The sequence below is a fragment of the Ruegeria arenilitoris genome (genome assembly GCF_013030265.1).
In the GTDB taxonomy this organism is placed as follows: domain Bacteria; phylum Pseudomonadota; class Alphaproteobacteria; order Rhodobacterales; family Rhodobacteraceae; genus Ruegeria; species Ruegeria arenilitoris_E.
This window is the reverse complement of record NZ_WPZQ01000010.1, coordinates 38411-52567: the sequence shown is the minus strand read 5'-3', so window position 1 is coordinate 52567 and position 14157 is coordinate 38411. Positions and strand designations below refer to the sequence as shown.

The window sequence follows — 14157 nt, the reverse complement described above, 5'->3', positions numbered from 1 at the left end:
CTATTCCAGCCCCATGGCAGCCATCATCTCTTCGATCTTTGCTACGTCCTGCGGATTGTTCAGTTCCCAGAACTGCCGACCCTTGGCTTCAACCTCGACACACAGAACTTTGCGCCCGTTTTCCATGAAACGCAGCTGTTCAAGCCCTTCCAATGTCTCAAGCGGCCCGGTTGGCCAGCCTGGATAGGCCGACAGAGCGTCTGGTCGATAGGCATAGACGCCAACATGATGAAACACCGGGGTTGGTTCGGTACTGGCATAGGTTTCCGAGGTGAAAGGGATGACCTCTTTCGAAAAATACAGTGCACTGTGATCTGTGCCGAAAACGGCGGTTGTGCCCCCGACGCGGTCATGCTTGCGATCATTCAGCAAACCGTTCAGGGCATCCCCGTCGCAGCGCAACACAGGGGTCGCAACGCCTGCCCCGGGTGCGGCGCGCAATCCTTCGATCAGGTCTTCGACAAACCAGTGCGGCGTCAGGGGTGCGTCCCCCTGCAAATTCACAACGATGTCATACCCATTGCCCAGAACCGAGTGCGCCTCGGCGCAGCGTTCGGTGCCATTGGCGCAGTTCTCCGAAGTCATGGTGACTTCTGCCCCGAAACCTTCCGCGACTTCGCGAATGCGGTCGTCATCGGTGGCCACCACAACGCGGTCGACGCCAGCGACCGATTTTGCGGCACGCCATGACCGTTCAATCAGCGTCATCGAGTTACCGGTCGCACCAGTCAGCGGCACAAGAGGTTTGCCCGGATAGCGCGACGAGGCGTAGCGGGCAGGGATCGCAATCAGAACGGACATCAGGCCTCCTTCAGCTCAACACCCGGAGCATAGGCGATGAAGAACGGGTTGGCATAGCCGTCCTTGCCGTATGTCAGCGGGGAGTGATCGTCGAACCGCACGACATCACCGCCGGCACCGGCCAGCACTGCGTGCCCGGCGGCCGTGTCCCATTCCATAGTGCGACCTACACGAGGATAGATGTCGGCCTCGCCGGTGGCGACCAGGCAGAACTTCAGCGACGAACCCGCGCTTTTGCTGTCCTGCACCTGATATTTGTTGATGTAATCGTCTGTTGCCTGATCACGATGGGATTTTGAGGCGACGACCAAAAGCGCCGTATTGTCCGGTTTAGAGACTGATATTGGTGTCAACTCGCCTGTCTGCTCTTTGTTCAGAGCACCGGATTCTTCAACCGATTGCCCATCAGCCTGAGTATAGAACATACGCCCTCGCGCAGGGGCATAGACCACACCGCGGGTCGGGACACCATTCTCCACCAGCGCAATGTTCACCGTGAAATCACCACGGCGGTTGATGAATTCTTTGGTACCATCCAGCGGGTCGACAATCAGGAACGTATCGCCCTTTTCCGAATGCGAGGCGGCCTGTTCTTCGGTCACCAACAGGATATCGGGGAATGCTGTCCGCAGTCCTGCCGAGATCAGGGCATCTGCGGCTTCGTCTGCCTCGGTGACGGGGCTGGCATCTGATTTGACCTTCACGTCGAAATCATCCGCCTCGTAAATCTCCATGATCTTGTCGCCTGCTTCCAGGGCCAGACGTCGGATGACGGGAATGAGGGCGTCGTAGGTCACAAAAATGCTCCGTTCCTGAGGTTTGTTGATCCGAAAACCTGACCGACTTATGATGTGCCGGATACGGAACGGCAAGAATTTCATGCCAGATTGCAGGCGATAAAGCAGGAAAGAACGTTCGAGTGTTCTATTACAAGCGAAATCAATCGCTGCTGGGCGGTGCATTCACGACGGCGGAACTCGTATTCCATGCCGTTGTGCGCAACGTTCGATCACAGCACTCCAATGCGGTGATCGCCATCGTGATGAACATCATACAGGTTCTGGCGCTCGTTGTTGTGTTCTATCTGATCATGTCGCTCGTCGGGACGCGGGTGGCAAAGATCCGGGGTGAATATGTCCTGTATCTGTTGTCGGGTGTCTTTTTATTCCTGACGCATATCAAGGCCGTCAGTTCGGTCGCTGGTGTCGGTATCGGCAACAACCCGATGATGCTGCATTCGCCAATGAACATCATGGTGATGTTGCTGGCCGCTGCATTCGGTTCGTTTTACACGCAAATTGTTTCGTTGATCGTGATCCTGTTCCTCTACAGCGTGACGATCTCCCCAATCGAGATTCAGGATCCGGGTGGCGCATTCGCGATGCTTGTTTTGGCCTGGTTCACTGGGTGTACGGTTGGTCTGATCTTCATGGCACTGAAACCATGGATTCCGCAGACTTCGGAGATACTCAACAATGTCTATCGCCGGATGAACATGATCTTTTCCGGAAAGATGGTCGTGGCGAACGCGCTCGGGGGTGCCTGGCTGGCGGCGTTCTCGTGGAACCCATTGTTTCACGTAATCGACCAATGCCGGGGGTTCGTATTCCGGAACTATTTTCCAAGAAACACAAGTTGGGAATACGCTCTTTGGGTCGGGCTCGCGTTGATGATGATCGGGTTGCTGGGCGTGTTCTTTACCCGCAAACACGTATCGCAGAGCTGGAGTGCGCGTCGCTAGGTTGCAACGCGCAGGGTTAGGTTGATGCGGCCACCTTTGGGCAACAACCGGGATGAGCCAAACCGGATCCGGTCGACCCCGTGATATGCGAGACGCGCCGGACCTCCCATGATGACAACGTCACCCGAGTTCAGCCAAATGGACTCGGTCTTGCCGCCCCGGGTCGTGTTTCCAATTCGAAAGAGTGCATCATCGCCCAGCGAGACAGATAGAACGGGCCAAGAGAAATCCGCTTCGTCCCTGTCCTGGTGAAGGCCCATCCGGGCACCCTCGCCATAATAGTTGATCAGGCAGCAATCGGGATCGCGATCGGGACTGCAGAGGTCTTTCCACATCTGCAGGATAACATCCGGAATAGCAGGCCATGCCGCGCCTTTCGGATGGGTGTCCTGATATCGATACCCGGCTTTGTCTGACACCCAGCCCAGACCCCCGGCCGAGGTCATGCGTACGGACATCTGCTTGCCCGATGGGGTGGTGGGATGGAACAGGGGCGCGGATTTCAGAATCGGACGCAAGACATCGATCAGCTGCGTTTGCGCGGCCCCGTCCAGATAGCCTTTTCTGATATCGAACCCCCGCAAAAGCAGCCGTGCCATTCAAGAATCCCCAATCCTTGCCAAAACCTTGCCAAAAAAGGCTACAGAATCCCGAAAACCTGCATTTCAGAACGCTTGCAGGCCTCTTGTCCCGCCCTTATATACGCCGGGACGCGCGATGGTGTAGTGCTGTCGCGCAGCACTGATCGGGGCCGGATGCCATAACGGGTCCGGACCTCGGGACATCGCCTTGAAGAGAAAGGGATTGAAAATATGGGAAAAGTAATCGGCATTGACCTCGGTACCACAAACTCGTGCGTTGCCATCATGGACGGCTCGCAGCCGAAGGTCATCGAAAACGCAGAAGGGGCGCGGACCACGCCCTCGATCGTCGCCTTCACCGAAGATGAGCGACTGGTCGGTCAGCCTGCAAAACGCCAGGCGGTCACCAACCCCGACAACACCATCTTTGGCGTAAAGCGTCTGATCGGTCGTCGTGTGGATGATGCAGAAGTCGAAAAAGATAAGAAAATGGTGCCGTACGCCATCGTCGATGGCGGCAATGGCGACGCGTGGGTTGAAGCCCGCGGTGAAAAATACTCCCCAAGCCAGATCTCGGCCTTCACTCTGGGCAAGATGAAGGAAACTGCCGAGAGCTATCTGGGTGAGGAAGTCACGCAGGCGGTTATCACCGTTCCGGCATACTTCAACGACGCACAGCGTCAGGCCACCAAAGACGCCGGTAAAATCGCCGGTCTGGAAGTGCTGCGGATCATCAACGAGCCGACAGCTGCTGCGCTGGCCTATGGTCTGGACAAAGAAGAAACCCAAACCATCGCGGTTTATGACCTTGGTGGTGGTACCTTCGATGTGACTATTCTGGAAATCGACGACGGCCTGTTCGAGGTTAAGTCGACCAACGGTGACACCTTCCTGGGTGGTGAAGACTTTGACATGCGCATCGTCAACTACCTGGCGGACGAGTTCAAAAAAGAACACGGTGTCGACCTGTCGCAAGACAAGATGGCCCTGCAGCGCCTGAAAGAAGCCGCTGAAAAAGCCAAGATCGAGCTGTCCTCGACCTCGCAAACCGAAATCAACCAGCCGTTCATCTCGATGGGTGCAAACGGTCAGCCGCTGCACATGGTCATGAAACTGACCCGTGCCAAGCTGGAATCGCTGGTTGGCGACCTGATCAAGAAGTCGATGAAGCCTTGCCAGGCTGCTCTGAAAGACGCAGGCCTGTCGGCTGGCGACGTGGACGAGGTTGTTCTGGTCGGTGGTATGACCCGGATGCCGAAAGTGATCGAAGAGGTCACCAAGTTCTTCGGTAAAGAGCCGCACAAGGGTGTGAACCCGGACGAAGTTGTTGCCATGGGCGCCGCCATTCAGGCCGGTGTTCTGCAGGGCGACGTCAAAGACGTGGTTCTGCTGGACGTGACCCCGCTGTCGCTGGGCATCGAGACGCTGGGTGGCGTGTTCACCCGTCTGATCGACCGCAACACCACGATCCCGACCAAAAAGTCTCAGGTCTTCTCGACCGCTGAGGACAATCAGAACGCCGTGACCATCCGCTGTTTCCAGGGTGAGCGCGAAATGGCCGCGGACAACAAGATCCTGGGTCAGTTCAATCTGGAAGAGATCCCGCCCGCACCGCGCGGCATGCCTCAGATCGAGGTGACTTTTGACATCGATGCCAACGGCATTGTCTCGGTTTCGGCCAAGGACAAAGGCACCGGCAAAGAGCAGAAGATCACCATCCAGGCCTCGGGCGGTCTGTCGGACGAAGATATCGACAAGATGGTCAAGGACGCCGAGGAAAACGCCGAGGCAGACAAGGCCCGCAAAGAGCTGGTCGAAGCCAAGAACCAGGCCGAAAGCCTTGTTCACGCGACCGAGAAATCGATCGAGGAACATGGCGACAAGGTCGACCCGTCGACCGTCGAAGCGATCGAGCTGGCCGTTGCCGCGCTCAAGGATGAGCTGGAAACGGACAATGCGGACAAGATCAAGTCGGGCATCCAGAACGTGACCGAAGCGGCCATGAAACTGGGTGAAGCCATCTATAAGGCGCAAGCGGAAGAGGGCGAAGATGAGCCTGCCGCCGCGGATGCCGCACCGGGTGATGACGATATTGTCGATGCCGAGTTCGAAGATCTGGACGACGACAAGCGTAACTAACGGGTAACCGGGCCAATTTGGGCCGGTCCGGTTGCCGGGCCGGCCCGATTACGTTGAGGCATAAGGAAATACTGATGTCAAAACGCGACTATTACGAAGTACTCGGCGTGTCCAAGAGCGCTTCGTCGGATGAAATCAAAAAGGGCTTTCGCAAAAAAGCCAAAGAACTTCATCCAGACCGCAACAAGGACAATCCGGATGCTGAAGCGCAGTTCAAAGAGGCCAACGAGGCCTATGATGTGCTGCGTGATGCCGACAAAAAAGCTGCTTATGACCGCTTTGGTCATGCGGCGTTTGAGAACGGCATGGGTGGCGGTGGTCGTCCCGGTGGCGGATTTGGCTCTGGTGATTTCTCCAGCGCGTTTTCGGATGTCTTCGACGATCTGTTCGGCGATTTCATGGGTGGCCAGCGTGGTGGCGGCGGTGGACGTCGCGCGGCACGTGGATCGGACCTGCGCTACAACCTGCGCGTAACGCTGGAAGAAGCCTATTCCGGCCTGCAGAAAACTATCAATGTACCCACTGCCGTGGCCTGTTCATCCTGTGATGGCACCGGTGCGGAAAGTGGTGTTGAGCCAACAACCTGTCCGACCTGTTCGGGTATGGGCAAGGTGCGGGCGCAACAGGGCTTCTTCACGGTCGAACGAACCTGTCCGACCTGTTCTGGCCTTGGTCAGATCATCAAGAACCCCTGTAAATCCTGCAACGGCGCGGGCCGTGTCGAAAAAGAGCGTGCTCTTTCGGTCAATATCCCTGCCGGTGTTGAAACCGGTACTCGTATTCGCCTTGCTGGCGAGGGTGAGGCCGGAATGCGCGGTGGCCCTCCGGGTGATCTCTACATATTTGTCGAAGTCGCGCAGCATCAGCTGTTCGAGCGTGACAGCATAAACCTTTACTGCCGCGTTCCGGTAAGCATGGCCAAGGCCGCGCTGGGTGGTTCGATCGAAGTACCGACCATCGATGGTGGTCGTGGTCGCGTGCAGATCCCGGCCGGCAGCCAGTCTGGCCGCCAGATGCGTCTGCGTAGCAAAGGTATGCCCGCGCTGCGTGGTGGCGGAGTTGGCGACATGTTCATCGAACTGGCCGTCGAGACCCCGGTGAACCTGACCAGCCGTCAGAAAGAACTGCTGCGTGAGTTCGAAGATCTGGGTGAAGACAACCACCCGGAATCAAAGAGCTTTTTCTCATCCGTCAAATCCTTTTGGGATGGGATGAAGGGCTAAAAGCCCAGCAATCAAGAATGTTAGGCCGGTTCGTCAGAGCCGGCCTTTTTTGTTCCTTAGGTCCAGTTTGATCTGAAACCGGTTCAGATTGGCCCTTGAAACCCGGTCCAAGCCCTGAGATTGTCCGCGCGAACCGTTGGGGTGCCCCGTCTTGGGGCTGAGAGGCGTGAATGCGCTAACCCATCGAACCTGATCCGGGCAATACCGGCGTAGGGAACGGTCTTAGTGCACAGACGTTTTCCATGCCCGTTGCCCTTTGAATATGGAGCAACGACATGGCGCATATTGCCCTGACAATCGCAGGATCGGACAGCGGAGGTGGTGCCGGAATTCAGGCCGACCTCAAGGCGATGTCCGCGCTGGGTGTCTATGGCGCCAGCGTTCTGACCGCAGTGACGGCGCAAAACACTCAGGCGGTAACCGCGGTACACGGGATTCCATTGGAGGTGATCTCCGCGCAGATCGAAGCGGTTCTGAGCGATCTCGATGTCGGTGCGATCAAAATTGGGATGTTGGCAACGCCCGAAATCATCCAGACAGTGGCTCAGGGGATTTCTGGTTTCGAAGGTCCGGTGGTGCTTGACCCGGTGATGGTCGCTAAATCCGGTGATGCCTTGTTGGCCGCTGAGGCGGTTCAGACTTTGCGTGACGTGTTGTTGCCCCGTGCGACGGTGATAACGCCCAACCTGCCCGAAGCTGCCTGTCTGCTGGAACAAACCGCAGCCAGGACGCCCGAAGATATGATCGCCCAAGGTCTTGGCCTTTGTGAGATGGGTGCACGTGCCGTTCTGATGAAAGGCGGTCATGGAGAGGGCGAAATCTGCCACGACTTACTGATTGATGCGTCGGGTAAAGTGGCTGATTTCAAAGCGCCTCGCAAATCCACAAGAAACACCCACGGCACCGGGTGCACATTGTCATCCTCGATTGCCGCCGGACTTGCACAGGGATTGAACCTGACAGAAGCAGTGGCTCAGGCGCATGGATATCTGCAGGGCGCAATTGCCCGCGCGGATGACCTTTGCATTGGGCAGGGCCATGGTCCGGTGCACCATTTCCATCAGGTCTGGTCGGCGTGACGGTCTGGTCTGTCATAGGTGCCGGTGTTGCCGGTCTGGCGGTCGCGAGTGAACTGGTTTCCCGTGGCGCACGCGTTCAGGTCTTTGATCCTGGCGGCCCGCCTGGCCCACATGGGTGTTCCTGGTGGGCTGGTGGCATGCTGGCACCATGGTGCGAATACGAGAACGCCGAGGAACCTGTGCTGCGACTGGGTCAACAGGCCATCGATTGGTGGGCGGACCGAACGCAGGTACACAGACAAGGTACCCTCGTTGTTGCCAATGCCCGGGATTTGCCGGATCTGCGTCGTTTCGCACGCCGTACTGAAGGTTTTGAACAGGTTGAACAGGAAAAAATCTCCTTATTAGAGCCTGATCTACATGGATTCGGAAAGGGTTTGCATTTTAGCGCAGAGGCGCATGTCGATCCCCGGCAGGCGCTGAACGATCTCTATCGTCAGCTGTGCGAACAAGGGGTGGAGTTTCACCAGAAACTCGCGCCTGCGAAGATGGAGAATGCAATCGACTGCCGCGGGCTGCATGCGCGTGAGTACTTGCACGATCTGCGCGGCGTGAAGGGTGAGATGTTGGTGATCCGCTGCCCGGATGTGGCGCTGAACCGCCCCGTACGTCTGCTACATCCACGCATGCCGCTTTACATCGTGCCGCGCGGCGACGGCATTTACATGCTGGGCGCGACGATGATCGAATCTGAGGACAGCAGCCGTATCACTGCGCGTTCGATGCTGGAACTGCTGAGCGCGGCCTATGCCCTGAATCCGGCCTTCGGAGAAGCTGAGGTCTTGGAAATCGGTGTCGATCTTCGCCCAGCCTTTCCCGACAACTTGCCACGCATCCGGCGGCTGGGTCGGACAATCTATGCCAATGGCCTCTATCGCCACGGCTATTTGCTGGCGCCTGCATTGGCGCAGGGCGTTGCCGATCTGGCGTTGGAAAACAAACACTCGGAGATGGTTGATGAAGATCGTCCTTAACGGTGAATCGCGCGACGTGCGCGCGGAAACCTTGTCTGAACTGCTGAAGGAATGCGGGTTCTCTGGTCGCGTTGCCACGGCAGTGAACGAAGATTTCGTCCCGTCCAGTCTGCGCATTGCCCACAAACTGGCCGAAGGCGACCGGATCGAAGTTGTTGCGCCAATGCAGGGGGGCTGAGCATGAAACGGTTTTACGGCACCGATTTGCCAAACCCCCTGATGCTGGGAACAGCGCAATATCCCAGCCCTGCCATTCTGGAACAGGCTTTTCGCCAAAGCGCAGCAGGCGTGGCCACGGTTTCGCTCCGCCGTGAAGGGGCGGGCGGCGCGGGACAGACGTTCTGGTCCATGATCCGTGAGCTTGGCGTGCTGGTTTTGCCGAACACGGCTGGATGCCACACGGTCAAAGAGGCAGTTACCACGGCTCATATGGCACGTGAGGTGTTTGATACGCCCTGGATCAAGCTGGAACTGATCGGTCACACGGACAGCCTGCAGCCGGATGTGTTTCAGTTGGTCGAGGCCGCTCGCATCCTGACCGAGGATGGGTTTCAGGTGTTCCCGTACACAACGGACGATCTGATCGTCGGAGAACGGTTGCTGGCCGCCGGCTGCGAGGTCCTGATGCCCTGGGGCGCGCCAATCGGGTCAGGTCGCGGGCTGAACAACGAATACGCATTGCGTGCCATGCGTGCTGAATTCCCGGATGTGCCACTGGTTGTTGATGCAGGCATCGGTCTGCCAAGCCATGCGGCCCACGCAATGGAACTGGGCTTTGATGCCGTTCTTCTGAACACAGCCGTTGCCCGTGCGGGTGATCCGGCTGCGATGGCCAAGGCGATGGCACTGGCGGTTCAGGCCGGACAATTGGCCCATCAGGCCGATCCGATCGAAGCGCGCGACATGGCCGAGGCCTCTACTCCCGTTATTGGAAAGGCATTCCTGTCATGACCCTTGATCGATTTTACCCGATCTTTGATCACTCAGACTGGTTGCGCCGAATGCTGCCTTTGGGTGTTAAGCTGGTACAGCTGCGGATCAAGGATCAGCCAGACGACGTTGTGCGTCACGAGATCGAAGTGTCACAAGCTCTGTGTCGCGAACATGGTGCTGTGCTGGTGGTGAATGACTACTGGCAGGCAGCTATCGAAGTGGGCTGCGACTGGATTCATCTGGGTCAGGAAGATTTGGATGACGCCGATCTCAAGGCGATCCGCAAGGCCGGTCTGAAACTGGGTGTTTCAACCCATGATGATGACGAGCTCGAGCGCGTCCTGGTAATGGGCCCGGATTATGTCGCGCTGGGCCCTGTTTACCCGACCATCCTGAAAAAGATGAAATGGCATCAACAGGGCTTGCCGCGGGTGACCGAATGGAAAGCACGAGTAGGTGACATCCCCTTGGTCGGTATTGGCGGTATGAGTGTTGAACGCGCGCGCGGCGTATTCGAGGCTGGCGCGGATATCGTTTCAGTTGTCACCGACATCACACTCAACGACGATCCCGAAGGGCGTGTGCGTGAATGGATCGAGGTCTGCAAATGACGCGCTATTCCCGACAAATGATCCTGCCCGAGGTTGGAGATGATGGGCAGAAACGCCTTTCCAACTCGCGGGTTCTTGTGATCGGCGCGGGTGGTTTGGCAGCACCTGTTTTGCCTTTGTTAACCGGGGCTGGGGTTGGCCATCTGACGGTGATGGATGGGGATGTCGTTGAGCAATCGAACCTCCATCGCCAGACCTTGTTTACAGAGAAAGACTGCGGCCGCTCAAAGGCAGAGGCGGCGGCTCAGCGTTGCCGGGAACTAAACAGAGAAATCGAAATCTCTGACTTGAATCAGCCTCTAACAAGCGAAAACGTGGCAAACTTGGTATCCAAACATGATTTGGTATTGGACTGCGCGGACAGCTATGCAGCCAGCTACACCTTGTCAGACAGTTGCCTGGAGCTGAGAAAACCCCTGATCAGCGCGTCTGTTCTGGGGCTGTCAGGTTATGTCGGTGGGTTCTGTGGCAGAGCCCCCTCATTGCGCGCGGTTTTCCCCGAATCTCCTGATAGTGGCGCAAGCTGCGCCACAGCAGGGGTGTTGGGTCCCGTGGTTGCCATGTTGGGTTCGCTTCAGGCGCAGATGGCGCTGGGCGTCATCCTTGGTCTTGAGCCGAGCTCTTTGGGGCATCTCGTGCAGTTCGATGCGCGTACGTTCCGCAGTACCGGATTTCGCTTTGATCAAGCACCCGAGCCAGCACAGGCATTCCGCTTTGTTTCCGCCAGTCAGCTGAGCGAGGCTGACGTGATTGTTGAGCTAAGGGATGCGGCGGAGGCGCCGGAGCTTATTCATCCGAGTGCCAAACGGACGACTCCTGAAGATCTCATATCAGAGCCTAACAAGGAAAAAAGATTGGCTCTGTGTTGCGCGACCGGCCTGCGGGCATGGCGCGCTGCTGAACGTATTCAACCGGATTGGCCGGGCGAGATCGTCCTCGTTGCGGCCTCAACCTCGTGAACAGAAGGAAACGCGAGACATGAAAAAGCTGATTACAGCTGTTGCCCTGTTGGCCGCTGCGCCTGCTTGGGCCGAAGACAAGATGACTTTGTTGCTGGATTGGTTCGTGAACCCGGATCACGGACCAATCATCATTGCGCAGGAAAAGGGTTACTTTGCCGATCAGGGGCTTGAGGTCGAGGTCATACCGCCTGCAGATCCGTCAGCCCCGCCGCGTCTGGTTGCAGCCGGACAGGCCGATTTGGCGGTATCCTATCAACCGCAGCTGCACTTGCAGATTCACGAAGGCCTGCCGCTTAAGCGTGTCGGTACGCTGGTTGCAACACCGCTGAACTGTCTGCTGGTGCTCAAAGACGGTCCGATCGAAACGCTTGCCGATCTCAAGGGTAAGAAGGTTGGTTTTTCAGTAGCGGGCGTCGAAGAGGCTGTTTTGTCCGCGATGCTGGGCGTGCATGACGTCGCCTTGGATGACATCGAAATGATCAACGTCAATTTCTCTCTGTCTCCGTCGCTGATGACCGGGCAGGTCGATGCAGTTATCGGGGCATTCCGCAACTTTGAACTGAACCAGATGGATATCGAGGGTGTCGCCGGCCGTTGCTTCTATATCGAAGAAGAAGGTGTGCCGCCCTATGATGAACTGATCTACGTCGCCAATCCTGATACGATGGACGCCGACAAAATCGCCCGCTTTCTGGCCGCAACCGAGAAGGCCACGCAGTTCATCGTCAACAACCCAGAAGAAAGCTGGGAAATCTTCGCCGCAACCTCAGTTGAGTTGCAGGATGAGCTGAATGCCCGCGCCTGGGTGGATACATTGTCCCGCTTCGCGCTGCGCCCTGCGGGTTTTGACGCAGGCCGCTATGCCCGGTTCGAGGCTTTCCTGAAAGACAGCGGCATGATCGACAGCATCAACCCTGTCAGCGACATCACTATCGATGTGACTTCACAATGAGCGATTATGGCAAAGCCTTCACGTTGATGCGTGATACTGCACAGGGGCCGTGGCGGGACTACACCCGCCACGCCTTTGTCGAAGGGATGAAGGACGGAACGCTCCCACGTGAGGCGTTCCTGCATTATCTGCGACAGGATTATGTGTTTCTGATCCACTTTTCCCGCGCTTGGGCGCTGGCGGTGGTGAAATCTGAAACGCATGATGAGATGCTGGCTGCCTCCCGCACCGTAAATGGTTTGATCAGCGAAGAGATGAAGCTGCATATCGGCATTTGCGAGGCCGAAGGCATCCCGCAGGATCAGCTGTTCGCCACACCGGAGCGGGCCGAAAACCTCGCTTATACACGCTATGTGCTTGAGGCGGGTTACAGCGGTGATCTGCTTGATCTGCTCGCGGCCCTTGTACCTTGTGTGATGGGATATGGTGAAATCGGCACCCGACTTGCTGTCGAGGCGACCTCTGAGACCTATCGCGACTGGATCGACGCTTATTCGAGCGATGAGTATCAACAGGCCTGCTATGCGGTTGGAGAGCTGTTAGATTCGGCTCTAACACGGCGCATTGGTGCTAATTTTGAGGCATCCCCACGCTGGGATCGCCTGTGCCAGACGTTCCGTACCGCGACTGAGCTTGAGGTCAATTTCTGGCAAATGGGCTTTACCCCATGACACCAGCGCCCGATCTGATCTTCGAGGGCCAGGCGTCTATCGGCAGCGCGAGCCTGTTCGCGCCATTGTCGTTGTCGCTGGCGTCCGGGCAGTGGACCTGCCTTTTGGGTGGATCGGGCGTTGGAAAAACCACAGTCCTGCGGTTGATCGCGGGGCTGGACACTGGCGCTGATTTTTCTGGCCAGATCGCCGCCAGTGACGGGAAACCAGTCGCTGAGCGTGTCGCCTACATGGCGCAGAACGATCTTTTGCTGCCATGGGCGACCGTTGCGCAGAACGTCTCGCTGGGTGCACGGCTGCGGGGCGAGAAAATCGATCGGAATCGACGGGATCGTTTGATCGCGCGCATGCGATTGACGGACCACATGAACAAGAAACCTGCCGAACTTTCGGGTGGTCAACGTCAGCGTGTGGCTCTGGCCCGCACGTTGATGGAGGATCGACCGATTGTCCTGTTGGATGAACCTTTTTCCGCCCTCGATGCACGAACCCGGGCCGATATGCAGGATCTGGCAGCAGAGGCCTTGCAGGGTCGGACCGTTCTGCTGGTTACCCATGATCCGGCCGAGGCGGCACGGTTGGGACAAACAATTGTGGTCATGACCCAGCACGGATTGACCCATTGCCAACCTCCGCCCGCGCCCGCCCCACGTAAAGTCGACGATCTGGAGACGCTGGAAACACAAGGCTCGTTGCTCAGATTGTTGAGAGAGGAAGCCGCGTGAAATACCTTTCCGCCCTTGCAGCAACCTTGTTTGCCCTTGGCGTGTGGCAGGCAATTGTCAGCCTGACGGGTTTGCCCAAGTTTATTCTGCCCGGCCCCGCGCTTGTGGTCGAGACATGGTGGCAGAATCGCTGGTTAATCGCGGAACACACCTGGATCACGGCGGTCGAGGTTCTGATCGGACTGGCCTGCGGAACATTTCTGGGTGTGATCACTGCGTTGCAGCTGGCAAATTCACGGGCTGCGCGCGTTCTGGTCCAGCCCATGTTGGTATTTACGCAAGCTTTGCCGGTCTTTGCGTTGGCACCGCTACTAACACTGTGGCTGGGCTATGGTCTTTGGTCCAAGGTCGCGATGGCGGTGTTGATCATCTATTTTCCGATCACCTCATCATTCTTTGACGGATTGATGCGGACGCCCACCGGATATCTGGATCTTGCGCGGACAATGCAGGCCAGTTCACGCTCGGTATTGTGGCATATTCGGATTCCTGCTGCGTTGCCCTCACTCGCCTCTGGTATGCGGCTGGCGGCGGTCTACGCGCCAATCGGTGCCGTGATTGGTGAATGGGTAGGATCATCGCAAGGGCTGGGTTATCTGATGTTGCTGGCCAATGGCCGCGCCAAGACCGATCTGATGTTTGCCGCGATGCTGACCCTGGGTGTGTTTTCCATTGTCCTGCATATACTTGTACGCCACGCGACAGCTCGTATGGCAGGTGAGGCCCATTAACCAATCGGAAACCTATTCTGAGCCAGTCTGAGCG

The 14157-nt window shown here is 57.4% G+C and carries 16 protein-coding genes and 1 riboswitch; of the genes, 13 read left to right on the top strand and 3 right to left on the bottom strand.

The features are described from left to right. Complete coding sequence (locus GOX61_RS17285; RefSeq protein WP_170335732.1) at positions 1–801, bottom strand: 3-deoxy-manno-octulosonate cytidylyltransferase family protein; 801 nt, start codon at positions 799–801, stop codon at positions 1–3. Continuing rightward, positions 801–1598 carry a 3'(2'),5'-bisphosphate nucleotidase CysQ gene (cysQ, locus tag GOX61_RS17280; RefSeq protein WP_170335730.1) on the bottom strand — a complete coding sequence of 266 codons (798 nt, stop codon included), beginning with the start codon at positions 1596–1598 and terminating at the stop codon, positions 801–803. Before cysQ ends, GOX61_RS17285 begins: the two co-directional genes overlap by 1 nt. 122 nt (positions 1599–1720) lie before the next feature. Between cysQ and GOX61_RS17275 the strand changes: the two genes are divergently transcribed. Further along, positions 1721–2542 (top strand): ABC transporter permease, encoded by an 822-nt coding sequence (locus tag GOX61_RS17275; protein ID WP_170335728.1) that lies wholly within the window; start codon positions 1721–1723, stop codon positions 2540–2542. Here GOX61_RS17275 and GOX61_RS17270 read toward each other — a convergent pair. Then, positions 2539–3141: an alpha-ketoglutarate-dependent dioxygenase AlkB family protein gene (locus GOX61_RS17270; RefSeq protein ID WP_170335726.1), complete on the bottom strand. Its 603-nt coding sequence runs from the start codon at positions 3139–3141 to the stop codon at positions 2539–2541. The genes GOX61_RS17275 and GOX61_RS17270 overlap by 4 nt on opposite strands. 213 nt (positions 3142–3354) lie before the next feature. On the opposite strand from GOX61_RS17270, the gene dnaK reads away from it, so the two are divergent. The 12 genes from dnaK (at position 3355) to GOX61_RS17210 (ending at position 14123) form a co-directional block, all read left to right on the top strand. Continuing rightward, positions 3355–5262, top strand: coding sequence for a molecular chaperone DnaK (gene dnaK / locus GOX61_RS17265; RefSeq protein WP_155144211.1), 1908 nt, complete (start codon positions 3355–3357; stop codon positions 5260–5262). A gap of 74 nt (positions 5263–5336) precedes the next feature. Then, positions 5337–6485 (top strand): molecular chaperone DnaJ, encoded by a 1149-nt coding sequence (gene dnaJ / locus GOX61_RS17260; protein WP_155144212.1) that lies wholly within the window; start codon positions 5337–5339, stop codon positions 6483–6485. Between the two features lie 127 nt (positions 6486–6612). After that, a riboswitch (TPP riboswitch) is annotated at positions 6613–6718 on the top strand. 42 nt (positions 6719–6760) lie between these two features. After that, positions 6761–7564 (top strand): bifunctional hydroxymethylpyrimidine kinase/phosphomethylpyrimidine kinase, encoded by an 804-nt coding sequence (gene thiD, locus GOX61_RS17255; protein ID WP_170335724.1) that lies wholly within the window; start codon positions 6761–6763, stop codon positions 7562–7564. Next, positions 7561–8538, top strand: coding sequence for a glycine oxidase ThiO (gene thiO / locus GOX61_RS17250; protein ID WP_170335722.1), 978 nt, complete (start codon positions 7561–7563; stop codon positions 8536–8538). The genes thiD and thiO overlap by 4 nt, the downstream gene beginning before the upstream one ends. Then, the gene (gene thiS, locus GOX61_RS17245; RefSeq protein WP_170335720.1) at positions 8522–8716 is read left to right on the top strand and encodes a sulfur carrier protein ThiS; all 195 of its coding nucleotides are present in this window, start codon (positions 8522–8524) and stop codon (positions 8714–8716) included. Before thiO ends, thiS begins: the two co-directional genes overlap by 17 nt. A 2-nt stretch (positions 8717–8718) precedes the next feature. After that, the gene (locus tag GOX61_RS17240) at positions 8719–9489 is read left to right on the top strand and encodes a thiazole synthase (protein WP_170335718.1); all 771 of its coding nucleotides are present in this window, start codon (positions 8719–8721) and stop codon (positions 9487–9489) included. Next, complete coding sequence (locus GOX61_RS17235; RefSeq protein ID WP_170335716.1) at positions 9486–10082, top strand: thiamine phosphate synthase; 597 nt, start codon at positions 9486–9488, stop codon at positions 10080–10082. The genes GOX61_RS17240 and GOX61_RS17235 overlap by 4 nt, the downstream gene beginning before the upstream one ends. After that, complete coding sequence (locus GOX61_RS17230) at positions 10079–11041, top strand: HesA/MoeB/ThiF family protein (RefSeq protein ID WP_170335714.1); 963 nt, start codon at positions 10079–10081, stop codon at positions 11039–11041. The genes GOX61_RS17235 and GOX61_RS17230 overlap by 4 nt, the downstream gene beginning before the upstream one ends. 19 nt (positions 11042–11060) lie before the next feature. After that, on the top strand, positions 11061–11996 hold the full coding sequence (locus tag GOX61_RS17225; protein WP_170335713.1) for an ABC transporter substrate-binding protein: 936 nt from the start codon (positions 11061–11063) through the stop codon (positions 11994–11996). After that, positions 11993–12667 carry a thiaminase II gene (gene tenA / locus GOX61_RS17220; protein ID WP_170335711.1) on the top strand — a complete coding sequence of 225 codons (675 nt, stop codon included), beginning with the start codon at positions 11993–11995 and terminating at the stop codon, positions 12665–12667. The genes GOX61_RS17225 and tenA overlap by 4 nt, the downstream gene beginning before the upstream one ends. Next, the gene (locus tag GOX61_RS17215) at positions 12664–13392 is read left to right on the top strand and encodes an ABC transporter ATP-binding protein (protein ID WP_170335709.1); all 729 of its coding nucleotides are present in this window, start codon (positions 12664–12666) and stop codon (positions 13390–13392) included. Before tenA ends, GOX61_RS17215 begins: the two co-directional genes overlap by 4 nt. Further along, positions 13389–14123, top strand: coding sequence for an ABC transporter permease (locus GOX61_RS17210; RefSeq protein WP_170335707.1), 735 nt, complete (start codon positions 13389–13391; stop codon positions 14121–14123). The genes GOX61_RS17215 and GOX61_RS17210 overlap by 4 nt, the downstream gene beginning before the upstream one ends. The last annotated feature ends 34 nt before the right edge of the window (positions 14124–14157 follow it).

Bases quoted from the DNA above. Each gene is read 5' to 3' on its own strand.
- GOX61_RS17285 (WP_170335732.1), bottom strand. From the start codon at position 801: ATGTCCGTTCTGATTGCGATCCCTGCCCGCTACGCCTCGTCGCGCTAT.
- GOX61_RS17270 (WP_170335726.1), bottom strand. From the start codon at position 3,141: ATGGCACGGCTGCTTTTGCGGGGGTTCGATATCAGAAAAGGCTATCTG.
- dnaK (WP_155144211.1), top strand. From the start codon at position 3,355: ATGGGAAAAGTAATCGGCATTGACCTCGGTACCACAAACTCGTGCGTT.
- dnaJ (WP_155144212.1), top strand. From the start codon at position 5,337: ATGTCAAAACGCGACTATTACGAAGTACTCGGCGTGTCCAAGAGCGCT.
- thiD (WP_170335724.1), top strand. From the start codon at position 6,761: ATGGCGCATATTGCCCTGACAATCGCAGGATCGGACAGCGGAGGTGGT.
- thiS (WP_170335720.1), top strand. From the start codon at position 8,522: ATGAAGATCGTCCTTAACGGTGAATCGCGCGACGTGCGCGCGGAAACC.
- GOX61_RS17240 (WP_170335718.1), top strand. From the start codon at position 8,719: ATGAAACGGTTTTACGGCACCGATTTGCCAAACCCCCTGATGCTGGGA.
- GOX61_RS17235 (WP_170335716.1), top strand. From the start codon at position 9,486: ATGACCCTTGATCGATTTTACCCGATCTTTGATCACTCAGACTGGTTG.
- GOX61_RS17230 (WP_170335714.1), top strand. From the start codon at position 10,079: ATGACGCGCTATTCCCGACAAATGATCCTGCCCGAGGTTGGAGATGAT.
- GOX61_RS17225 (WP_170335713.1), top strand. From the start codon at position 11,061: ATGAAAAAGCTGATTACAGCTGTTGCCCTGTTGGCCGCTGCGCCTGCT.
- tenA (WP_170335711.1), top strand. From the start codon at position 11,993: ATGAGCGATTATGGCAAAGCCTTCACGTTGATGCGTGATACTGCACAG.
- GOX61_RS17215 (WP_170335709.1), top strand. From the start codon at position 12,664: ATGACACCAGCGCCCGATCTGATCTTCGAGGGCCAGGCGTCTATCGGC.